The organism is Gluconobacter sphaericus (genome assembly GCF_016757795.1).
Classification (GTDB): Bacteria; Pseudomonadota; Alphaproteobacteria; order Acetobacterales; family Acetobacteraceae; genus Gluconobacter; species Gluconobacter sphaericus.
This window is the reverse complement of the sequence record NZ_CP068419.1, coordinates 1736547-1758294: the sequence shown is the minus strand read 5'-3', so window position 1 is coordinate 1758294 and position 21748 is coordinate 1736547. Positions and strand designations below refer to the sequence as shown.

Here is a 21748-nt window from a genome sequence, read left to right as displayed (position 1 = left end):
TCAGCGGTTCCGGACAGCAGAAAAGCTGGTCCGTCTGCGTCCCTGATGGCATAACGGCTCCCCGTTCACCGGCGAGACCTGTTCCTTCAATGCCTACCTCCCCAAAACCCGATACAGGGCTTGAAGCCCGAATTGCGGCACATGCCCTGCATCTCGGTTTCGACGCGGTCGGATTTTGCAAGGCGGAACTCGGGCCGGAAGTGGCTCGGAACTTGCGGGAATTCGTCGCGCAGGGCTATCATGGCACGATGGATTGGATGGAAACGCGTATCGAGGAACGCTCCCACCCACAGGCCCTGTGGCCCGAAGTCCGAAGTGTAATTTCGCTCGGCCTGTCCTACGCCCCTGCCGAAGGACCGACAACCAATCCCGAGTGCGGCAATATCTCCGTCTATGCCCGTAACCGGGACTACCATGACGTCATCAAAGGAATGCTCAAACATCTGGCGCAGTTCGTCGTGAAGTTGGGTGGCCCGGAGACGCAAGTAAAGGTCTTCGTGGATACAGCTCCTGTCTCCGAGCGGGCACTGGCGGAAAAAGCTCATCTTGGCTGGACGGGAAAGCATACCTGTCTCGTGTCGCGTGAGCATGGGTCATGGCTGCTGCTGGGCGAAATCTATACCACGCTGGAACTGACACCGTCTGCCCCCATGGGTGGAGGCTGTGGTTCCTGCACGCGCTGCCTAACCGCCTGCCCGACAGAAGCCTTCACAGGGCCGGGGAAGATGGATGCACGACGCTGCATCTCATATCTGACGATCGAGCATAAAGGCCCGATCCCGCATGAACTACGGCCAAAAATCGGCAATCACATCTATGGCTGCGATGATTGTCTGGCCGTCTGTCCATGGAACCGCTTTGCAGAAAGCGCGCGGCACATCAAGCTTCAGGCCCGCCCGGAGCTGATTGCACCAAAACTCGACGGACTGGTGCGACTGGATGATGCGACATTCCGGACGTTTTTTGCTGGCTCTCCGGTCAAACGGATCGGACGCAACCGGTTCGTACGTAACGTCCTGATCGCGATCGGCAACTCGGCCGATCCGTCGCTCATATCTTCTGCGCGGGAGCTGCTGAGTGATCCGGATCCTGATGTTTCAGAAACCGCGCAATGGGCTTTGAACCGCCTTGAGGCACAACCGAAATGAGTGATCTCGTCAAACGTAGTCTGTCTCTGTCAGGACACCGGACGTCCGTGGCACTGGAACCCGAGTTCTGGACGGTACTGGACGCGATGGCCGCAGTCCGCCAGCAGAGCTTTGCGTCTCTGGTGGCTTCTCTCGATGCCGCGCGACCACCAGAGCGCCCACTGGCTTCAGCCCTGCGGGTTGCAGCGCTGATACATCTTCAGAAACACGTCCAGACGAGCGGTTAGCTTCCGCCGCTTTTCGCCGAAAGGCCCAGCCAATCCGGATGTTGACGTTCGATCCAGCGCAGGAGGCGGCCCTGAAGGCGACGGAAGAGCGGAATATCCTGCGCAAGCAACATCACGCCGATCGGCAGCATCCACAGACCCAGAACAGGCAGGATGGACAGAACGCCGCCCAGCATGAAAAGCACGCCTGCCGGAATCCGAACCCATTTATGATCCGCTTCCCGCAACCAGTTCAGCACTTTCTGCAGCCACATTGGCAGACGCTTGATCAAAAGATCCATCAGTTCATCATCAGAGCGGAAAGGGATCGAAGTAGCAGTCTGGATCAAGGTGGGCATAAAAATATCCGTCATGAAACGAACAGAAGAACCTGCGCCTCAAAAGCATGAGACAGCGATAAGTTCGTAACTCCCAGCTTATACCACACCGCAAGCCCGGACGGTTGGCGCATCAGCACCTACACCCAGCCTGCGATCTGTCATTTGCCGCTGTGAGCGGGCGTGCTAGGTTGATGACATGGCTATCTGGGGCAAGATGTTCGGTGGTGTCGCGGGCTTCGCGGTTGGTGGTCCTTTCGGAGCACTGATGGGCGCAGCGCTGGGGCATGCCGCCGATAACGGTTCGCTACTCAAGCCCTCAACGGGCGGCTGGAGTGAGCGCTTTCCCGCGAATGGCCGTCCCGATCCCAACAGCGCGGCCTTTTTCGGCGCTGCCAAGATTGCTGCGGCCCTGGGCAAACGAGATCAGCTTTACGCCATCGGCCTTGTTGCCCTGTGCGCGAAGCTGGCGAAGATCGATGGGCCGGTGAACCGGCACGAAATCAACGCTTTCAAGACCTGCTTCCAGTTCCCCCCCGATAACACCAAGGAAGTCGGCATGCTGTTCGATCGCGCCCGCGACCGGACGGACGATTTCGAGATGTATGCCCGCGAAATGGGCAAGGCCTATGCCGATAATACGGCGCCGCTTGAGAACCTCATGACGGCACTGTTCCGCATCGCCCGTGCCGATGCAGGCCCCAGCCGCGAACTTCACCCGAAGGAAATCGATTTTCTGCAGCGCGTTCACGGGGCATTTGGCCTGCCGCCAGGAGCATGGGACCGGGCCGAAAGCGGCAACAATCGCGCCGCCAGCGGAAACGAGCCGGATGCCTATCGTATTCTCGGCATCACCCGCAGCGCAACTGACACAGAAATCCGCGTGCGCTGGCGTACCCTGATCCGCGAACATCATCCGGACGTGCTGGCCCAGAAACCTATGTCAGAGACAGAGCGCAAACGCGCACAGGACCGGGTGGCCCGCATCAATGCGGCTTGGGACCGGATTAAGCGCGACCGACAGCTTTGATCTTTCGCGCCCCTACGGAAACTTTTTAGACACCCGGAACACAGACCAGTCTCAACCGGCAAGAGAGATGTGCCATGGGACTGATCCTTCTTGTAATCCTGATCTCGGTGCGCTGCCGTCATGGCCGTACAGTTCGAAATGGGACTCCCCCTCCAGCGGACTTGTCCTGATCGTGGTCGTCGTGATTCTTGTCCTGATGGGACAGATCTGAGCATAAAAAAAACCGCGCTCCTTCCAGAGCGCGGTTTTCTGTTTCAGTCGCTACCCTAAAAGCCGAATTCAGGCCGGGATGGCGGCTTTTACGCCCTTTTCGCGGATGATCTTCCGCAGCACGATGACCTTTTGATCCAGTTCGGACGTATCCAGATCGCGCCACCCATCGAACGCCGGGAGCTTCAGAGAACTTTCGAAGTCGTCCGCCTTGGCCAACTTCCATTCGGCGTCGCCATAAGTCGGCTCGGACGATTCATACGTCCCGCCCTTCTCGTCGCGACCACGCAGCATTTCGAGATAGGATGCAATTCCGAACGCTATGCGTGACAGATCCCGCTTGTCTTCGATCGCCCGCCGCACGGTTTCCGTCCAGAACACCTGAACCTTGGAACAGCCATCGCTAGCAATCCGGAGCGTCTGGTCCGACATCGCCTTGTTGGAGAAACGGCTGATGACGCTGTCCCGATAGCCTTCGAGCGTCATGCCTGAAGGCGCCTTCAGGGTCGGGATGACATCCTTGTTGAGATAGTTCTTCAGATTGCCAAGGAGTTCGCTGTCTTCAATGGCGTCATCCACATTCTCATAGCCGACCAGAATGCCCGGGAAGCAGAGCATGACATGCCCTGCATTGAGCATTCGGATCTTGACATACTCCCAGTCCGTCACGTCCCCGACCATCTGCACGCCGGCTTTTTCAAGCGGCGGACGGCCATCCGCAAACTGGTCTTCCAGCACCCACTGATGGAAATCCTCGGCCACCAGCGGCAGGTCGTCATCCAGCCCACTGGCCGCGTTGAGCTTCTTGGCGATTTCCGCCGAGACGGTCGGGGTGATGCGATCAACCATTCCGTTCGGGAAGGTCGCGTTTTCCTCAATCCACTTCGCCAACTCCGGATCGCGCGCCTTCGCATAGCCGAGGAAGGCCTTGCGGGCGACATTGCCGTTATGACGCAGGTTATCACAGGACATGACCGTAAATGCCTTACCACCGGCATCCCAACGACGACGCAGGGCCTCGACCACGTAACCGAAAACGGTAGACGGCTTTTCCGGGTTCTTGAGGTCGGCCTTTACTGCCGCATTCTCCAGATCGAACGCACCGGTCGTCTCGTTGATGTTGTAGCCGCCTTCCGTAATCGTCATGGAAACGATGCGGATGGCCGGATCAACAAGATGCTTCAGCACGGCTTCCGGATCGGCCGGGGCAAGCAGATAGTCACGCAGCGCGCCCATGACGCGCACCGTGCTCTTGCCGGACGGAGCCGTCTCGGTCAGGGAATACAGGCAGTCCTGGGCCTTGAATTCCTCGGCTTTTTTCTTTGAACGGTCACTGCCCGTCAGGCCAACACCAACAATCGCCCAGTCCGGAGCGTGTTCAAGAATCTGCTCGACGTAGAACGCCTCATGGGCTCGAAAAAAGTTACCTACACCGAAATGCACGATCCCAGGCTTGATCCCGTCGATGTCATAGGGGGGAGCCTGGACATTGGCAGGAAGAGACTTAAGGGTTTCGCGCGTAATCATGGAATTCTCCGTGGTTTCGGGCCGGTCGCTGACGGGGACCGACAAGGCCGGGCATGTGCCATCATAGCCCCGAAACAACGTAAAAACCGAATGACGGTTTCAACAGGAGCCATTTCGACCTCTGACTGCCCTCCGCGGGACGTCCTGTTCAGAGACCTTTTGCGGCACTCGCATCAGAACGCATGAGCACCCCAACAGCCCGTTCGAGATCCTCGCGGAACAGGGACATCACAAAACGCATCTCAGGACGGGTCTGCTCTTCCAATCGCGGCAGGAGGTCGAGGATTTCCTCGTCTTCGGACTGCTGTTCATGCTGGTTCTGCTTTGCGCGCAACTGCTCTTCGCAACTATGTGCCAGCCCACGCAGCGCATGACTCAGCCCCTTGTACAAAGGCAGCAGGCCTGTGTTCCCGGTCGCACGCCCCGTCGCAATGGCACGTGCCACCAGCATCATGTCGGTCAACAAACGCCGCATCAATCTAGGGAGCGCTGCCAAAACCGGATCGCGCTTTTCCAGCTCCTTCCAACGCTCGCGCCGTGCCTCGGTCACGGCGTCTTCCAGCTCCTTCAGCAGAGTCACACAATCATCATTCTGGCGCTCGATCACCGCCCAGCCCGTGTTCTGATCAAGCGCACTTTTGAGAAGCTGATCCATGCGACGCAACAGACGCGCGGCCGTATGAAAAGCCTGTTTGCGCGCGCTGTTGTGCAGGATGCAGAACGACACCACAATCGAAACCGCGACACCGACCACGATGGCCAGGAGCCGCGTTATCATGGGCAGGAACGGACTACCCTGACTCGGGAAAAGATACACGATTATCAGCGTAATGCAGGCAAAACGCAGCGTCGGCTGGATGGCGGTCAGAAACACCAGCGGGGCCAGCATGATCCAGAACGGAAGCCAGCGCAGGCCCGTCATGATCTCCAGAACGACCGCACACACCCCTGCCAGCGCCCCGATCAGCGTACCGCTGATCTGCGCCCGCGCCGTCGTCATGGTTTGGCTAATACTGGACTGCGTGACGATCAGCGCTGTCACCAACGCCCAGATCATCTCCGGCAGATGTATGAGCGAACCCACAATCCAAGCCACCACGACCGACACCAAAACGCGGATGGTCTGGCGCGTCGCTGGGCGCATCACTTCGCGCCATCCGCTATGTCGGGGCGGCACGGACAGCCATTTCTGGCCCAGACGTGTCAGAAAGTTCATGGCAACTTTCAGCGCAACGAAACGGCATCAGTTCCCAAGAAAGGGCACCGGTACCCAGCGGAGTCCGTCATCGTCCTGAACCAGCAGCAGCACTTCCGTCTTCTTGCGCTCATGCAGACGCTGCACGGCCTTGGCGAAATCATCCGGCGTGTTGATCTGGTCCTGTCCGACCTGTGTGATGACGTTTCCTTCCGCAATCCCGCGCGATGCAGCGGGGCTTCCGGCCTCGACACGCGAGACGAGAACGCCGCGCTGGTCGTCGGTCAGGGCGTACTGCGTGCGGGCATCAGCATCGATCGAACTGACCGTTACACCCAGCTCGCCTAGTGCCGCATGAGGATGTTCGGGCTGATGTGTGTCCGACGGCGGCATGTCCGGCGGCGTAGGCGACTGGCCTAGCGTAATCGGCAGCGTTTTGAGCGCACCCTTATGCCAGACTGTCAACTGCGCCTTCGCACCAGGCAGGATGGACGCGATGATGCGCGGCATGGTCTGTCCGGTCACGTCCTGATCGCCCACGCGAGTGATGATATCGCCGACCTCAAGTCCGGCTTTTGCAGCAGGCCCTTTCGGATCGATTTCCGAAATCAGCGTCCCCTTGCCGTTGGAACCATCCGGCTTGTGAAAATCGAGCGTCTCTGCAATGTCGTTCGTCACGTTCTGGAACTTCAGCCCCATCCAGCCACGGGAGACATGCCCCGTTCGACGAAGCTGATCGATAATTCCGCGCGCATCATCAGCCGGAATAGCAAAGCCGATGCCAATGGAATCGCCACCCGCGCCACCATAAATCAACGTATTGATACCGATGACCTCGCCAGACAGATTGAACAACGGACCACCCGAATTACCGCGATTGATGGCCGCATCGGTCTGGATGTAATCGTCATACAGACCGTGTTCGACGTTTCGTCCACGCGAAGAAATGATGCCCGCAGTCACAGTCCCATTCAAGCCGAATGGATTTCCGATCGCCAGAACCCAGTCCCCGATCCGCGCCTTGTCGCTCTGCCCGAGCGGAACGGTCGGGAGCGAATGCTTCGGCTTGACCTCGAGCACTGCCAGATCGACCTGACTGTCACGCCCTACGATCCGAGCCGGCATTTCCGTCCCGTCCTGAAGCGTCACGCTGACCTGATCCGCTCCTTCAATGACGTGGTTGTTCGTCACGATGATACCGGACGCATCAATGATGAAACCCGAGCCCAGAGCTTGTTGCCGGCGCGGTGGCTGGTTAGGGGCAGGTTTGTGCTTCAGGTAATCATGGAAGAACTTTTCCAGCGGGGAGCCCGGCTGGAACGGGGGCACCTGCGAGCCGTCCGGAGCGCTGGAATCTGGGCCCTTATCATCATTCTTTGACGGCTTGAGCACTGCGGATGTCGAGACATTTACGACCGAGGGAAGCAGCCTGTTCGCCAGATCCGCGAAGCTCGACGGCACGGAGCGCGGCGCCGGGGTCGGCGCCGAAGACGGCTGGCTTGAAGTCGGGGGCCCGCTCTGGGCAAAAACAGGGCTCACACTCCAGCCGCCCGCGAAGGACAAGGCCATACCGGAAACAGCAAGACAGGCAGCACGACGGGAGCCGAAACGGGCGAGCAGGTTTTTCATACCTGCACGCTAACGCAGAACGTGGCCCTTAGTCACCATCCCGCCGTTCAGGATGCGTTTTTGGCCCGGTCATGCTAGGCTCAGAGTCCTTTCCGATACGATGTTCCCCTGATGAGAGCCCGGCATGACTGACACCACGCCCCCCAACAACATGCCGCCCGGCTCCCCGGAGACCCATCTTCCCAGCGCCGAGACCCGCATTACCGACATCCTGAAAAGCGAGCAGGACGCCCAGGGCTCGAACGTCCTGTCTTTTGCCACTCTGGAGAGCGTATCGGTCCGCAAAGGTCATGCCCATGTCTCGCTGGCGACGTCGCGCGAGAACGCGTCGCGCGTGGAGCCACTGCGGCCGCGCGTCGAAGCCGCAATTGCGAGCCTGCCCGGCATCACGGGCGCCACGCTGTCCTTCACGTCCCATCGTCCCGCAACGCCGGCCGCTGCCAATGCCCCAACTCAGGGCGGCGGCCACCGTCCTTTCAACTTGGGCGACAAACGCCGCAATGCCGCAAGCAGACATGCGCCTGAGACGCTGCTGCCCGGCGTCAAGGTCGTCATTGCCGTCGCATCGGGCAAGGGTGGCGTGGGCAAGTCCACTACGGCCGTCAACCTGGCGGTCGGGCTGGCCCAGCAGGGCCTGAAAACCGGCCTTCTCGACGCAGACATCTATGGCCCGTCCCTGCCGCGGATGCTGGGACGCAACGCCCGCCCGGAAGTCGTGGACGGGACGATCCTGCCGATCGAAGCCTGGGGCCTGAAAAGCATGTCGATCGGCTATCTGGTGGACGAGAACCAGGCCATGATCTGGCGCGGCCCGATGGTCATGGGCGCCCTGACGCAGTTTCTGGGTGAAGTCGAATGGGGCGAACTCGACGTCCTCGTAATCGACATGCCCCCCGGTACCGGCGACGCCCAACTGACCCTGGCCCAGAAGCTCGGCCCCAAGCTTGCTGCCGGTGGCGCAGTCATCGTCTCCACACCTCAGGATATCGCGTTGCTGGATGCACGTCGCGGCGTGGCCATGTTCGAGCGGATGGCAACGCCCATCCTTGGCGTCGTCGAGAACATGTCCTATTTCTGCTGCCCGAACTGCAACCACCGGACGGAGCTGTTCGGGCACGGGGGCGCCAAAGCCGAAGCCGAAAAAATGGGCGTTCCATTCCTCACGGAGATCCCGCTGCTCGCCGATATCCGCGCAAGTAGCGATGACGGGACTCCGATCATCCTTTCCGCACCCGACAGCGAAGCGGCTCAGGCCTATACACGGCTTGCGCAGGTTGTGGCCCGTTCCCTGCCTTCCGAACACAGCACGAAAGAGCCGTCATGATCCGTATTCTTCTCCTCGGCGCCTGCCTGACGGGAGCAGGCCTGACACTGACTGGCTGCTCCCATACGGTCACGCATCAGGGGCTTTCTTCCGACGGCTATGGCTTTACGAAAGACTCACAGCATCTGCCTCCGCCCGCAGACCTGATCACCCCCATCCCGCGCTGAAATCCAAACGAAAATCTGGCACGCGAACAAAGAATCGTTCTCGGGCGCTTGACCTGACAGCCCCGGACATGGAAAAACCCGCACTACCGATGCCGGGTTAGCACAGTGGTAGTGCAGCGGTTTTGTAAACCGAAGGTCGGGGGTTCAAATCCCTCACCCGGCACCAGCTTTTTCGAAAAGCATGGCGACAGCGACGGGCGGACGGCTAATGCCGTTCAGGGCGTAGTTTACCTGCGCATTTTTGCCATAAAATCAGAATTCTTACCCCGCACCAGTAGTGCACAAGTATCGCACCCACAGAGGGTGAAATGTGGGTATTCCAATAATCGTCTTGACAGACTTGGCGCTAAATCCTGATCAGCCTTGCTGACCCGATTCTAAAATTATCGCATTAAATCAATATCTTAAAAAATTTTACGCTCCCAGAAATACGAATCGGAGCGCTCCAGGCAGATGGTAACACCTTGTGGATAAGTCTGTTTGTAAAAAGCCCTGAGATAAATGTGATAAAATTCACACGAATCCCCGCTGAATCTCTCATGACGACCCATGAAGTAAAAAAACAGAAAATATCTGCTTTTACTTACCGTTTATTGGATCAAATATTTTATGGAGCATGCCAGAAAAAATGAATGGCAACAGATATCAGGACAAGCGAGCCCGCTATCCCGGCCCAGACAAGAAGATTGGGTGGCTTTACAGGAGCGTCTTCCACAGGGCTTTCAAGCTGTGCCTCCCGCGCCTCGCTCATCAGCCGTTCAAGATCGCTTTTGGCGGAATCGTTTCCAAGAGATGCGAAGCCGGGGCTGGATTCAGGATTGGCCATCCAGAACCGCCACCATTTCCGACCATTCACGCTTGGTCAGGCCCGAATTTTCCTGCGTGACCGTTTCACCGGTCAGACGGCGGCGCACCACCTTTAGCATACCAGCAGAAAGCGTGAAGGCGCCAAGACGATATTCCTCGAATGCCGCAGACGTCGCGGGCACCCAGGCCTTGAGAATTTCGATCATCTTTTCCGCATAGACACGGATCTCGTACTGCGCATGCGGATCAGCGCGCAGGGCGAGGAAATGCATCAGATTGTGCAGATCGATCTTCCAGTACCACTGCGTGTAGGTGTTCAGGGTCAGATTGATCCGTGCAAGCTCACGCGCCAGCCCCGTACCTTCAGGGTTCAGCAGGCTCTCATAATCGTCGTAGCACTGGCTGGCATCCCGGCGCAGGATTTCCAGAACCTCATGCGCTGTCTCGACATCCAGTGCATCGCTGCGTCCCTGCCGGTTTGAACTGCTCTGCGCAGCGACCTGATCCGTCGCCGGAAGGTAGAATTCCCGATCCAGAATGGAATAGCGCGCCGAATACTCGTTCACGCTCGCCATACGGTGACGAATCCACTGCCGCGCGACGAACACTGGCAGCTTCACATGGAATTTGATCTCGCACATCTCGAACGGCGTCGAATGACGGTGACGCATCAGATAGCGGATCAGACCCGCATCTTCGGACACCTTCTTCGTCCCGCGACCATAGGACACACGCGCAGCCTGAACGACCGCGCCATCGTCGCCCATATAATCGACCACGCGCAGGAAACCATGATCCAGCACCTCGAAAGGCGTGAAAAGCAGGTTTTCCATCGCCGCCACGGTCGGACGGGACGTAAGCTGGGGTTCGCTGCGCTGCGCTTCGATTTCAGCGCGCTGTTCGGATGTCAGTGCCATGGCGGCGGCTTTAGCATGCGCTTTCGTCCCGCGTCATCCGAATGAATCGGATTGACACGATTCCGGACGTCTAATTTTTTTCGTAGCCGCTTTTCCCTTGCGACAGGACAGCCGGGCTCCTATGTTCACCAATGCAAGGGGTTCGTCCCCGGCTATGGCGATAAACGGTAAGTGGAATAAGTGTTGTGGACCCGGGGGCAGTGCCCGGCGTCTCCACCATGAAAAACCCCTCGCAAAAGGGGTCTGTGGGGACGAAACAGGCTCGACGCGCACGGTAAAGACTTATCTTTTGCCCGGCATTGTACCACCGTCATCGGGCTAAACTTACAAGTGCCAACGATAACTCAGAGGTGCTCGCTGTCGCTGCATAAGCGATAAGCGCGGTTCGGGAGGGCACCGGGCAACAGAAGCCCTCCCACCTCATCATGTCTCCGACATTCCTCTCAAAGACGGCTTGCCATCTGTGCCGGTCTGTCGCATCCCTTGATGAAAGTTGACCGAAACATCAGGCTTGCGACCATGAGCGACGACGATCACAACGGCCAGGACGGCTTCGAGCACGAGCTTCCCGAAAGCCTTCTCCCTTATGATGACTGGGTGGAAGACGCCTATCGTGAGGTCATGCTGCGTGCGATCGAGCATGTTGCGGCCGAGGGGCTGCCGGGGGCCCATCACTTCTATCTGACGTTCCGGACGAACCGGCCGGATGTGATCATCCCTGCCCGTCTGCGGGCACAGTATCCCGAAGAAATGACCATCGTTCTTCAGCACCAGTTCTGGGATCTGGCGCTGAACCGCGAGAAGAACGTGATTTCCGTTGGCCTCTCCTTCGGCGGCGTCGGCAGCATCCTGAGCATCCCCGTGAACGCCATCACGGCCTTTGCTGATCCCCATATCCGCATGGCGCTGCGCTTCAGCCATTCCCCGCTGGAGGAGGATGACGACGTCGAAATCCCCGAAGGCGCTGTAGAGCCGGACGATATCGATCCCGCTCACCACCCTGAGGTCCAGCCGGAAACGGCACCCTCCAAAGACGTAAAGAAAGATGCGGAAGTCGTTAGCCTAGCCGCATTCCGAAAGCGGCCGCCAACCTGAGCATCCGCCCTGCAGGATTTCGAAAACAGATTGGCCAGACAGTGTTTTTCCGGCCTATATTAGCCGGAATGTCGCTCTCATGAGGGATCCCCATGCGCTTTACCGTCGATCGCCTTGACCATATCGTGCTGACCGTCCGAGACCGGACCCTGTCTGCGTCTTGGTATCAGCGTGTTCTGGGAATGGATATCGACGAATACGGCCGCAACAACCGTGTGGCCCTTAGCTTTGGCGGGCAGAAAATTAATCTGCGTCCTGAAGGCTCAGAAGGCTGGGAGACGGCGGGCGATGCCGCGCCGGGAACGTCAGACCTGTGCTTTACGACAGCCATCGCCAGCGAACATATCGTCCGGCATCTGGAAAAATGCGGAGTGGAGATCGTCGAAGGCCCGGTAGCGCGTTTAGGGGCGCTGGGTCCGATCACGTCCGTCTATTGCCGCGACCCGGACGGTAATCTGATCGAACTCGCCTCCTATAACGGCTGAGGACGACAGAGCAACGCCCCGCCGCCCACTGGGTCACCAATTCTTGGAAATCAGCCAGAACTCTTCGGAAGTCAGCGTGATGGCATTACAGTCCTTCGTTTCGGCCGCAGCCTTGGCGAGGGCGTGAATGCGTTCGATCATGATCGTCTTGCGCTGGTGAGCCTCGGACGTTTCTTTGACGGTCGATAAAGTCTGCAGAGCGGACTCGGACGCTTTGGCGACGCGCGCGGCGTCAATAGCGGCATAAGACATGAACTGTCTCCCTGAATGTCAAAACCAGGAGGCAGCCTACTCCACGCAAGATCGGATACCAACTCCGCCAGCAGCACACCCTAGACGGGCGTTGCCGCCACCGCTGCCTCATAGGCGTCCAGCACATCCGCAGCCGGACCATCCATGCGGACCTCCCCGCTCTCCATCCAGATGATGCGCGTGCACCATTGACGCAGAACCGTCAGCGCATGCGATGTCACGACCAAGATCTCCGCCGCATCGACCATCCCTTCCAGCCGCGACCTGGCCTTGTCCTGAAACTTCTGGTCACCGGCCATGAACCATTCGTCCATCAGCAGGATGCGGGAGCGCGGTACCGTTGCCAGCGCGAAACCCAACCGGATGGACATACCCGAGGAATAGAGACGGACCGGAAGATCGAAAAACACACCCAGATCTGAGAACGCCTCCACATCCTTTTCCAGCTCCTGCGTTGCTGCCCTGGTCAGTCCCATCCGGCAGGCGAAGAGCTGGATGTTTTCTCGCCCCGTGAGCTCGCTGTTCATGCCGGCTTTCGGATCGATAAGAGCATGGGTATCGCCTTCGATATCCAGAATCCCATCATCCGTTTCATAAATCCCGGCCAGAACACGCAGCAGCGTCGATTTTCCCGCCCCATTATGCCCAACGAGGCCGACCCTTTCTCCTTCCGAAATCGTGAAGCTGACCCGAGAAAGAGCCTGGACTTCCACGACCTCGGCGGCATTGCCGCTCACCCGCATCCTCCCACCAACCGCTTCCGTCTTTCCGGACACAGTGCTTCGGGCACGGGACAGCAGGGTCTTTTTCAGGGAGCGGGAACCGCCGTGGAGTACGGGGAAAGACAGGGATAGATCTTCAAGACGGATATGGGCCATGGCGTCAGATCCAAAAAACCAGGCGCGACCGCACCCGGATGAATGACCGCACGGCAATCAGCCAGAACACGACGCTGGTGACCAGCGCAATGCTCCAGATCTGCAAGGACGGCACACGGCCCAGAAGCGGCTCACGCACGATTTCCAGCAGCGGATAGAACGGATTGTACAGCAGGTAAGCTGCCCTGGGCCCGAGCTGCTGCGGCATCCAGATGACCGGCGTGACATAGAACACGATCTGTAACAGCGCGCCGATGATCGGTGCGACATCGCGGAAACGCGCGCAGAGCGAACCAAACAACATACAGGCGGCAAAACCGTCCAATCCCCACAGCACAAGCGCAGGGATCGCCAGCAGGGCGTCGATCCCCGGCCAGAGATGATAGAGGGCGAACACGCCAAGCGGCACGACGATGTTGTGAGCGAAAACGATTGCATTGCGCACCACGACCCGCACCGCATACAGCAGGAACGGCAGTCGAACAGATCGCACCATGTCCTCGGCATCAAGGAAGCATGTGCAGGATTCCTGGATCAGGCTGGAGAACCCGACGCTCCACAGAGTCAGCGACAGCGACAGAAACGGTAGATAGGACGCAAGCTGCATGTGAAACAGCTTACTGTAGAGCGTCCCCATCGAAGCGACCATCAGGGCAGAGGTAATGGTCAGCCAGAACGGCCCGAGCGCGGACCCGCGGTACCGGAGCCTGATATCGAGCCAGCCCAGCCTGACACCCAGACGCCATAAACGCCGTGTTTCTTTCCAGTCAGCCCAAGCCCGAGCCGCAGGACTGCCCCGAAGAGCATCACGACTGACCTGCCTGTGCGGCGCATCGTTACGTGCGACATCTGAAGCTGGAGGAGATACACTCATATGGTCCGCCTACCCGATCCCCCCACCCCCGGCAAGAAGGCGGGCGGGAGAAGCTCATATTCGGGAAATAAATCTCCGCTACACTCCTTTCCGTAAGCTGTTTTCTGTTAGAAAATCTGTTCTGCAGAGCCCTTTTTCCTAGTTTCGCCGTAATCCCCGTGTATGCTGGTCACATTGAGACAAGTTTTTCTCAGGTGCCCAGACCCGATGCCCAGACCCGCCTTTCCGTTTCGGACCACTGTCCGCACCCTGTCTCTTATCCGTGCGGGTGTCGCTTTTAGTCTGGTCGGACTGCTCGCCGCCTGCGCTGGCAACAATGCTGACATGGGCGGCGGATCGGAGCTTCCGGTTTCACAGGAAGCAGCGAATTACCGCGCCCATGCGAAATCCTATTATGCCCCTCCCGGCCCACCCAGTGATCCCTGGGGGCCTTACATCCAAGAGGCTTCCAACCGCTTTGATGTACCCGAAGCCTGGATCCGGGCCGTCATGCAGCAGGAATCCGGCGGACACCTTTTCGATCATAACGGTAATTTCATCACATCGGTTCCCGGCGCTATGGGCCTTCTTCAGCTCATGCCACCCACCTATGACGACATGCGCCAGCAATACGGGCTCGGCGAAGATCCTTACGACCCGCACGACAACATCCTCGCGGGGACGGCCTATCTCCGGCAAATGTATGATATCTACGGATCTCCCGGCTTTCTCGCGGCCTATAACGACGGACCCGGAAGCCTCGACCGCTATCTCCGTCGGGGCCGCGCCCTGCCCCGCGAAACGCGCCGCTATGTGGCTGCCATAGGCCCGCATATCGCTGGCATCACGCCGCATAACCGCTCCGCGGCCGACCTTCTGGTCGCCCAGCACGACCCCAATTCCCAGGTCATGCTGGCCCAGAACACACAATCAGCAGACATAGCCCCCGTCACTTCTGCTTCCGAGCAGCAGGCCGTCAGCGCGGCATGGAGCCACAGGGAAACCACCGGGACATCGCCTGACGATTCAGATTCCGAGACTCCGACCTCGACAGCTCAGACGGCTCCCATCCAGGTTGCATCCGCCGCAGGATCCGAGGCCCCCGCTAGCATCAGCGCAGCCTGGGCCGCGCGCGGTTTTGCGCCGACACCGGCCCGGCCCACCATCCGGCAGGCGTCCGTTCCCGATGACGAAGTCGCGGATAACCGGGTTACGGCACAGGAAATCCCGATCGGGCATCACCTGCGGCCTCAGCCAATCATGGCCGTCATGCCGGCCAGCCGGCTGCAGCCCCACATTACCCTTCCGGCAGTCTCCACGTCGTCCAAAGCGGCAACGGGCAACTGGGCCATTCAGGTCGGCGCCTTCGCCAATTCGAAGCAGGCAAGCATCGCCACGTCGGCAGCCCACAGCAAAGGTGGCGCCGTAGTGGCTTCGGCCCGACCACAGGTTGAGAGCGTGAAGGGGGGCCGTTCGCATCTCTATCGCGCCCGCCTCACCGGTCTGACGCATGAAAATGCAGTTGCAGCCTGTCGCCGTCTGTCGCACGGTTCTCCATGCGTCGTGGTTCCGCCCGGCGCATATTGATCCGTTTTCCGGGCCTTTCCGCCCGCTTTTCTGACAGGGATACACCCCCCGATGCGCCGCTTCTTTGCAACGACCGCTTTCTGCGCTGTCGCCCTCACCGGCGCCCTAACCACCACTCCGGCACATGCCGCCCTTGAAACTGGCACCCATGCTCCGGATTTTTCCGCTTCTGCCAGCCTCGGCGGGCACGAGTTCACCTATCATCTGGCGGATGCCCTTAAGACCGGGCCCGTCGTGCTGTATTTCTACCCGGCTGCCTTCACCAAAGGCTGCACGATCGAAGCCCATGAGTTCGCGGATGCCATCCCGGACTTCAAGGCACAAGGCGCCACCGTCATCGGTATCTCCATGGATCCGATCGACAAGCTGAACCGCTTCTCAGTTAGTGAGTGCCGCAGTGTTTTCCCGGTTGCAGCCGATCCCACCGGCAAGATCACCCTCAGCTATGCTGCCAAAATGCCCCTGCTCCACATGGCAAGCCGCACATCTTACGTCATAGCTCAGGACGGCCATATCGTTATGAGCTATGCTTCGATGTCTCCTGACGGGCATGTTTCGCGTGCCATGGCCGCAGTAAAGGCTCTGAAGCAGCATCCGTGAGTACCCGTTCGCCGTCCACATTTCCGGACCTGTTCGGGCAGCATCATGTTGGCGGTTCACGTCCTCTGAAGCTTGCTGAAGACATCACCAGCACGGCGATCTACGGCGGCCCGCAGGACTGTTACCGTTACACCCTGCGCCGCGTCTGGGACGAACAGCGTCCCACGATCATGTGGCTGATGATGAATCCATCTGTCGCAACCGAGTTCGGCGATGACCGGACGGTCGCCAAGTGCCAACGCTATGCACGCGCCTGGGGCTATGGCGGCATGTTCGTAGGAAACAGCTTTGCCTATCGCTGTACGGACCAGAAACGGCTATTGGAAGTGCCCGACCCTGCCGGACCGGACAACGATGCCCATCTGCTGGACATGGCCCAACAGGCCGATCTTGTAGTTCTGGCTTACGGCTCCCCACAGGCCAAGGGCCTACGCGCGCGGGGGACAGAAGTCGCCCGCATGCTGGCTCATCACGGCATCAAAGTGACAGCCCTGCGTCTGAGCAAAAGCGGGCGTCCGGAACACCCACTCTACCTCCCCGCGGCCCTCACCCCACAGCCGCTCGATCCGGATATGCTGGACTGAGCGGCGTTTCTGACGGAACACAAGCCTGACAATCTGTTCCCAACTTTATCCTACTCGTGGATACTCCAGACGAGCACCACATGCTGGTCATGGTTGGGATAGGTCGCTTGCGGCTGGATCGAACCGGAGGCTTTCTTGCTCTTGTAGAGGGCCTGAATAGCCTGCATGTCTGCGGCCAGAAGCTCGTTCGTAACCGGGCCGCCGGCCCGAAGCTTTGTCGCGGCTTCCAGATCAGCGGTCGAAACCTTCTTGTTCCCTTGGAACTCTACCTTGTCGAGCACCAGAGCGGTCGGGGTCGCTGCACCTGCAGCCTGCTCCTCAATGACCAGCTTGACAGAGACGGCCTTGCCGGAAACTCGCATCTGCTCCCCCAAGCTGACACCCACATTCCGGGCCGAATACAGATCGCCCACGCGCTTCTGCGCAGCGGCCAGCTCATCGCGCGTGACCATGTCACCCGCGTGATGACCAAAAGCCTGCAAAATATCCGCCGTCGGAACGCGGCTGTTGCCCTGAACGGCTACCGCCATCAACTTTAGCGGAACAGTTGACGCTGGGATAGCGGCGTGAGCGTGCTCGATGATACTCATTCCGGTAACAGGGACCACGGCAAGCGAAACACCAAGAAAACTCCGGACCAGCAGGAAGCGAAGGGACATCTGGCAATCTCCTATTAATGAAAAAATGAGAAAATCTCGGACTTTTACGCTACAGGACTTCCCTGCTTTGGCAAATTTTTCTCTGAACCCCGGCTGAAGCAACATCTTCCGGGCCGATGCGTTCAGTACCATCGAACCCCGATGGCACCTTCTTTTCGACGCCTTTCCTCCAGTACTGGCGCCTCGGGTCCAATTCTGCCCCTGACAGGACTTTCAGGGTTACACTGCTCCCAGAAGCTTTGACCCACCATCAGACTCCCGTTTTACCACCTCCATTGAAAAGGCCCCGCCCGCTTCATGCCTGTACTCGCTTCCTTCGCCCGGAATTCTTTCCGAATCCGTTCCGAACACTTGCAGTCTGTCCTGATGGGGCTTTTTTCCGTTTCCATGCTGACTGCCGCCATCGACAACGCTCAGGCACAGTCTGCCCCTGACCCCAACAGCGCCCGCAACCGCGTTTCCAGAGCCGCTGCCCTGTCGTCTCCTGCCCCCCAGAACAGTGAGACACCGGCCAATGGTGGCAGCAACGCGCCCATCATGCAGAACACCGTCTCCGGCTTTGCCCAGACCGAAGGAGACCCGGGGCCGTATTTTGCCGCCCCCATGGGATCGCAGCATTTCCTGGGAGACTGGGGTGGCGTGCAGCCATGGCTCCTCAAGCACGGCATTCACCTCATGGCCGCCATCAACGAAGAATTTGCCGGCAACGTCACGGGCGGCAAAGAGCGTGCCTATTCCGACGCCGGACAGGTCGGCATTGAACTGGATATCGACTGGGACAAGCTCGCCGGCGTGCGGAATTTCTGGACGCATACCCTGATCGTCAACGGCCATGGACAGAGCGTTTCACGCAATTTCGGCGACTCCATCGCTGCTGCTCAGCAGATCTACGGTGCCCGAGGCAACGTGGTGGCGCACATGGTCGCGATGTATGGCGAGATGTCCTTCGTTCATAACCGGATCGACGTCAGCGCGGGCTGGATTCCGGTCGGCAGCTTTTTTGCCGCCTCCCCGCTGTTCTGCGACTTCATGAACGTCGCCATGTGCGGCAATCCCGCGCCGAGCAAGTACACCGAAGGCAACCGTGACTGGCCATCAGGCAATCTGGGCGCAGTCGTCCGAGCCATGCCGACCATGGACACCTATATCATGGCAGGCCTCTTCGCGGTCAGCCCGCATTCCTATAACGGCGGCATTTCGGGCTGGTCCTGGGCGCAGTCGGGCCTCGGTAAATTCTCCACGCCCGTTGAAATCGGCTGGACCCCCACGTTCGGCCACAACCAGCTTCAGGGCCATTACGTCATCGGCTATTCCTACGACAATTCGCGTTACGCAAATCTATACGAGGACATTCACGGCAATTCCTGGCAGCTTACGGGGCAACCTCGCCGCTACGAGGCTGGCCGTAACAGTGCCTGGCTTATCCTGGACCAGATGTTGGTTCGCAATGGCCCCGGCAAAACAAATGGCCTGATTGCCATGGCGGGTGCGATGTACAGCGATGGCAAAACCGTCGCGATGCGTGATCATGAATGGGCTGGTCTGGTCGATACCGGCGCCGCCTGGGGCCGGCCGCTCGATACAGTGGGCGCCATGTACCAGCATTTCGACATGAGCCACACTGCGGCCCTACAGCAGGAATCGTCCCTGGCACTTGGCCTGCCCTATCAGACCAACCAGTGGGGTGCGGTCTACGGTCCGCAGAGTCATGAGAATGTGTACGAGCTGTTCTATTCGGCCCATATCGCCCGGGCGATGGCACTTCAACCGGACTTCCAGTACATCCAGCGCCCGAGCGCCACGACGACCTTCCATGACGCTGCCGTTCTGGGCGTTCAGTTCACCGTCGTTCTCTGACACGCGGAACACAGCGATTTTCTGCGAGGCGGGGCCTAAAGGGTCCCGCTTTTTCGTGTCTGGTCACCTTCCGGCAATCACAATTTAGTTGCGAATAATTCGCATTATACCGATAACCCGCCAGAGTGTTTATTGTTCCGAGGTTTTCGTGCTCGCATCGCTTTCTGCACCGTTCTGTCACCCATGGCGGGCTGCGCGCCTGTCATGCCTGTTACTGGCAGGAGCAGCCTTCCCCGTTCTCGCAGCCGATTCTGTCCCGACCACAGCAACCGCCACGGCCCCCAAAACCACGCCAGCCGCCAAACCTATCCGTGCTGCAGCGCAGGTCACGCCGGACGAGGAAATCGTGGTTCGGGCTAGAAAGCGAGACCAAATGCAGGTCAGCAGCGGCGGACAGCTTGGCGCTCTGGGCAACAAGAAAGGGCTGGATGTTCCGTTCAACATCCGCAGCTATAATTCCAGCCTGATCCTGAACCAGCAGTCCCAAACGCTGGGCGAAGTGCTGGAAAACGATCCCACCGTCCGAACCACTTTCGGCTACGGCAATTTCTCCGAAATGTTTGTCATTCGCGGTTTTGCGGTGGATGGCGACGACGTGTCGATCAACGGCCTGTACGGCATCACTCCCCGTCAGCTCGTCTCGCCCGAACTATACGATCAGGTGCAGGTTCTCAACGGGGCCAGCGCATTCCTCAACGGCGCAGCACCGAGCGGGTCAGCCATTGGCGGCAATATCAATCTGCTGTTCAAGCATGCGACAAATGCCCCCCTCACCCGCATTACAGGTGACTACACCAGCAGCGCCATGGGCGGTGGCAGCATAGATGTCGGCCGTCGTTTCGGCGAGGACAAGGCCTTTGGCGTGCGGCTGAACGTAGCGGGCAAGAGCGGCGAGGATTCCGTAACGGATGAATACCGCCATTCCACAACGCTGGGCGCGGATTTCGACTGGCATGACCGCAGCAACCGCACCCGAATCACCATGGATATCGACTACGAAAACCAGGGTGTGAATGGTGGCCGACCAGCAATCTTCTTAGGCAGCGATGTCACATCCGTTCCGCACCCTGCTGCGCCTTCGCACAATTTCGGTCAGCGCTGGGCCTATAACGACCTGAACTATGTCTTCGGCATGCTCAACGTCGAGCATGACCTGACGAGCAACATCACGCTCTATGGTGCCTTCGGGGCCCTGACCAGCAACGAAAAGGGCAATTACTCCAACCCGACCGTCACCGATGCCACCTCTGGCGCTGGAACAGCCGGTGCCATGTATGTGCCGTACGATCAAACCAATGAAAGCACCCGCGCAGGTGTTCGCGCCCATTTCCGCACCGGCCCCGTCCGCCACGAGATCAACACCGGTGGATCCGGTCTATGGGAAGACAGCGCCGCCGCTTATACGATGGCTCTCACCCCCGGTACGACCAACATCTACAACACGCCACAATTTGCCGCCCCAGCCGAGACCTTTGCGGGTGGCGTCGTCAACGACCCGCAGACGATCAGCCGAACCCGCCTGTACAGCCTGTTCTTCTCGGACACGATGTCGTTCTTTCATGACCGTGTCGCCCTGACAGGCGGTTTCCGGTACCAGAACATGCTCATCAACGGCTACAATTACAGCACGACCGGTCAGGGCGCGATGAGCAGCCATTATGACCAGGATGCCATCACGCCGGTCGTCGGGCTGGTCATCCACCCGACCCGCCGGACATCGCTGTATTTCAATCGGATTGAGGGCCTCTCGCAAGGGCCGACGGCAACTGGAAACGTTCAGAACGTGGGCGAGATCTTCCCGCCCTACAAATCCACTCAGTATGAAGTCGGCGCGAAATACGACACGGGCCGTTTCAGCGCCGCGCTTGCCGTCTATGAAATTTCACAGCCCAATGCCTATTCCGTGGCGGTCGGCAATACGGGTGAATTCGCTTTTCGCGAAGACAGTCTGCAACGCAATCGCGGTATCGAACTGACGCTGAATGGAGAAATCATGCCTGGACTACGCTTCAATGGCGGCGGCACGGTGATTCAGGCGGATCTACGCCATACGGCAGGTGGCCTGCAGGACGGTAACACGGCTATCGGCGTGCCGAACTACACGATCAACGGCAATCTCGAATACGATCTACCATTCCTCAAGGGCGCTACGGTCGTGGGCCGTGTGGTCAACACCGGCAAGCAGTGGGTCAACACGGCCAATACGCTACACATCCCGGTCTGGACACGCTTCGATCTGGCGGGACGCTATACTTTCGTAACGCATCACACACCGGTCACCCTGCGCTTCGGCGTCGATAACCTGGCCAATACGCGCTACTGGTCCTCGGCTTTCAACGGCTACCTGATGCAGGGCATGCCCCGCACCTTCAAGTTCTCCTTCACGACGGATTTGTAACC

At 59.1% G+C, this 21748-nt stretch carries 23 protein-coding genes, 1 tRNA gene and 1 other RNA gene; 15 read left to right on the top strand and 10 right to left on the bottom strand.

Going from position 1 to position 21748, the window contains the following annotated elements; all coding sequences use genetic code 11:
• The first annotated feature begins 89 nt into the window (after positions 1 to 89).
• Both queG and IGS75_RS08365 read left to right on the top strand, forming a co-directional pair.
• Positions 90 to 1148, top strand: coding sequence for a tRNA epoxyqueuosine(34) reductase QueG (gene queG, locus IGS75_RS08370; RefSeq protein ID WP_141352751.1), 1059 nt, complete (start codon positions 90 to 92; stop codon positions 1146 to 1148).
• Complete coding sequence (locus IGS75_RS08365; protein ID WP_141352753.1) at positions 1145 to 1375, top strand: ribbon-helix-helix domain-containing protein; 231 nt, start codon at positions 1145 to 1147, stop codon at positions 1373 to 1375. Before queG ends, IGS75_RS08365 begins: the two co-directional genes overlap by 4 nt.
• Here the strand turns inward: IGS75_RS08365 and IGS75_RS08360 are convergent.
• Positions 1372 to 1713, bottom strand: coding sequence for a hypothetical protein (locus IGS75_RS08360; protein WP_228123942.1), 342 nt, complete (start codon positions 1711 to 1713; stop codon positions 1372 to 1374). The genes IGS75_RS08365 and IGS75_RS08360 overlap by 4 nt on opposite strands.
• Before the next feature lie 178 nt (positions 1714 to 1891).
• Here IGS75_RS08360 and IGS75_RS08355 point away from each other — a divergent pair, with 178 nt between their 5' ends.
• Both IGS75_RS08355 and IGS75_RS15755 read left to right on the top strand, forming a co-directional pair.
• Positions 1892 to 2722, top strand: coding sequence for a TerB family tellurite resistance protein (locus IGS75_RS08355; protein WP_167495506.1), 831 nt, complete (start codon positions 1892 to 1894; stop codon positions 2720 to 2722).
• Positions 2682 to 2933, top strand: a complete 252-nt coding sequence (locus IGS75_RS15755) for a DUF3309 family protein (RefSeq protein WP_337249219.1) — start codon at positions 2682 to 2684, stop codon at positions 2931 to 2933. The genes IGS75_RS08355 and IGS75_RS15755 overlap by 41 nt, the downstream gene beginning before the upstream one ends.
• A 68-nt stretch (positions 2934 to 3001) precedes the next feature.
• Here IGS75_RS15755 and IGS75_RS08345 read toward each other — a convergent pair whose 3' ends face one another.
• The 3 genes from IGS75_RS08345 to IGS75_RS08335 form a co-directional block, all read right to left on the bottom strand.
• A complete protein-coding gene (locus IGS75_RS08345) occupies positions 3002 to 4459 on the bottom strand; it encodes a mannitol dehydrogenase family protein (protein WP_202256569.1) in 1458 nt (485 codons plus the stop codon).
• 148 nt (positions 4460 to 4607) lie between these two features.
• Positions 4608 to 5675, bottom strand: coding sequence for an FUSC family protein (locus IGS75_RS08340; protein ID WP_202256568.1), 1068 nt, complete (start codon positions 5673 to 5675; stop codon positions 4608 to 4610).
• Positions 5676 to 5702: 27 nt separating this feature from the next.
• Entirely contained in the window at positions 5703 to 7283 is a 1581-nt protein-coding gene (locus IGS75_RS08335) for a Do family serine endopeptidase (protein ID WP_202256567.1), read from the bottom strand.
• Between the two features lie 124 nt (positions 7284 to 7407).
• Here IGS75_RS08335 and IGS75_RS08330 point away from each other — a divergent pair, with 124 nt between their 5' ends.
• From IGS75_RS08330 to IGS75_RS08320, 3 genes are all read left to right on the top strand, one after another.
• The gene (locus IGS75_RS08330) at positions 7408 to 8607 is read left to right on the top strand and encodes an Mrp/NBP35 family ATP-binding protein (protein WP_174787578.1); all 1200 of its coding nucleotides are present in this window, start codon (positions 7408 to 7410) and stop codon (positions 8605 to 8607) included.
• A complete protein-coding gene (locus IGS75_RS08325; protein WP_167495507.1) occupies positions 8604 to 8774 on the top strand; it encodes a hypothetical protein in 171 nt (56 codons plus the stop codon). The genes IGS75_RS08330 and IGS75_RS08325 overlap by 4 nt, the downstream gene beginning before the upstream one ends.
• A gap of 91 nt (positions 8775 to 8865) precedes the next feature.
• Positions 8866 to 8940: transfer RNA gene (locus tag IGS75_RS08320), tRNA-Thr, on the top strand.
• A gap of 441 nt (positions 8941 to 9381) precedes the next feature.
• Here IGS75_RS08320 and IGS75_RS08315 read toward each other — a convergent pair.
• Positions 9382 to 9600: a hypothetical protein gene (locus IGS75_RS08315; RefSeq protein WP_202256566.1), complete on the bottom strand. Its 219-nt coding sequence runs from the start codon at positions 9598 to 9600 to the stop codon at positions 9382 to 9384.
• Entirely contained in the window at positions 9587 to 10498 is a 912-nt protein-coding gene (thyX, locus tag IGS75_RS08310; protein ID WP_202256565.1) for an FAD-dependent thymidylate synthase, read from the bottom strand. The genes IGS75_RS08315 and thyX overlap by 14 nt, the downstream gene beginning before the upstream one ends.
• A 93-nt stretch (positions 10499 to 10591) precedes the next feature.
• Between thyX and ssrA the strand changes: the two genes are divergently transcribed.
• From ssrA to IGS75_RS08295, 3 genes are all read left to right on the top strand, one after another.
• Positions 10592 to 10916, top strand: a transfer-messenger RNA (tmRNA) gene (ssrA, locus tag IGS75_RS08305).
• A 101-nt stretch (positions 10917 to 11017) separates the two neighbouring features.
• Positions 11018 to 11593 (top strand): SspB family protein, encoded by a 576-nt coding sequence (locus IGS75_RS08300; RefSeq protein ID WP_141352765.1) that lies wholly within the window; start codon positions 11018 to 11020, stop codon positions 11591 to 11593.
• A gap of 92 nt (positions 11594 to 11685) precedes the next feature.
• The gene (locus tag IGS75_RS08295) at positions 11686 to 12078 is read left to right on the top strand and encodes a VOC family protein (protein ID WP_011252963.1); all 393 of its coding nucleotides are present in this window, start codon (positions 11686 to 11688) and stop codon (positions 12076 to 12078) included.
• Between the two features lie 33 nt (positions 12079 to 12111).
• Here the strand turns inward: IGS75_RS08295 and IGS75_RS08290 are convergent, their stop codons facing one another.
• The 3 genes from IGS75_RS08290 to IGS75_RS08280 all read right to left on the bottom strand — a co-directional run bounded on the left by IGS75_RS08290 (position 12112) and on the right by IGS75_RS08280 (position 14082).
• Positions 12112 to 12330, bottom strand: a complete 219-nt coding sequence (locus tag IGS75_RS08290; RefSeq protein ID WP_011252962.1) for a hypothetical protein — start codon at positions 12328 to 12330, stop codon at positions 12112 to 12114.
• Positions 12331 to 12410: 80 nt separating this feature from the next.
• Positions 12411 to 13208: an ABC transporter ATP-binding protein gene (locus tag IGS75_RS08285; RefSeq protein ID WP_141352767.1), complete on the bottom strand. Its 798-nt coding sequence runs from the start codon at positions 13206 to 13208 to the stop codon at positions 12411 to 12413.
• A gap of 4 nt (positions 13209 to 13212) precedes the next feature.
• Positions 13213 to 14082, bottom strand: coding sequence for an ABC transporter permease (locus tag IGS75_RS08280; RefSeq protein ID WP_202256564.1), 870 nt, complete (start codon positions 14080 to 14082; stop codon positions 13213 to 13215).
• Positions 14083 to 14289: 207 nt separating this feature from the next.
• Between IGS75_RS08280 and IGS75_RS08275 the strand changes: the two genes are divergently transcribed.
• The 3 genes from IGS75_RS08275 to IGS75_RS08265 are packed head-to-tail and all read left to right on the top strand — an operon-like array spanning position 14290 to position 16832.
• Entirely contained in the window at positions 14290 to 15648 is a 1359-nt protein-coding gene (locus IGS75_RS08275; RefSeq protein ID WP_202256563.1) for a lytic transglycosylase domain-containing protein, read from the top strand.
• Positions 15649 to 15699: 51 nt separating this feature from the next.
• Complete coding sequence (locus IGS75_RS08270) at positions 15700 to 16248, top strand: peroxiredoxin (protein WP_202256562.1); 549 nt, start codon at positions 15700 to 15702, stop codon at positions 16246 to 16248.
• On the top strand, positions 16245 to 16832 hold the full coding sequence (locus tag IGS75_RS08265) for a DUF1643 domain-containing protein (RefSeq protein ID WP_202256561.1): 588 nt from the start codon (positions 16245 to 16247) through the stop codon (positions 16830 to 16832). Before IGS75_RS08270 ends, IGS75_RS08265 begins: the two co-directional genes overlap by 4 nt.
• Before the next feature lie 50 nt (positions 16833 to 16882).
• Here the strand turns inward: IGS75_RS08265 and IGS75_RS08260 are convergent, their stop codons facing one another.
• The gene (locus tag IGS75_RS08260) at positions 16883 to 17491 is read right to left on the bottom strand and encodes a POTRA domain-containing protein (RefSeq protein ID WP_202256560.1); all 609 of its coding nucleotides are present in this window, start codon (positions 17489 to 17491) and stop codon (positions 16883 to 16885) included.
• A 297-nt stretch (positions 17492 to 17788) separates the two neighbouring features.
• Between IGS75_RS08260 and IGS75_RS08255 the strand changes: the two genes are divergently transcribed.
• Both IGS75_RS08255 and IGS75_RS08250 read left to right on the top strand, forming a co-directional pair.
• On the top strand, positions 17789 to 19348 hold the full coding sequence (locus IGS75_RS08255; RefSeq protein ID WP_202256559.1) for a carbohydrate porin: 1560 nt from the start codon (positions 17789 to 17791) through the stop codon (positions 19346 to 19348).
• A 148-nt stretch (positions 19349 to 19496) separates the two neighbouring features.
• Positions 19497 to 21746 carry a TonB-dependent receptor gene (locus IGS75_RS08250; protein WP_202256558.1) on the top strand — a complete coding sequence of 750 codons (2250 nt, stop codon included), beginning with the start codon at positions 19497 to 19499 and terminating at the stop codon, positions 21744 to 21746.
• Positions 21747 to 21748 lie beyond the last annotated feature (2 nt).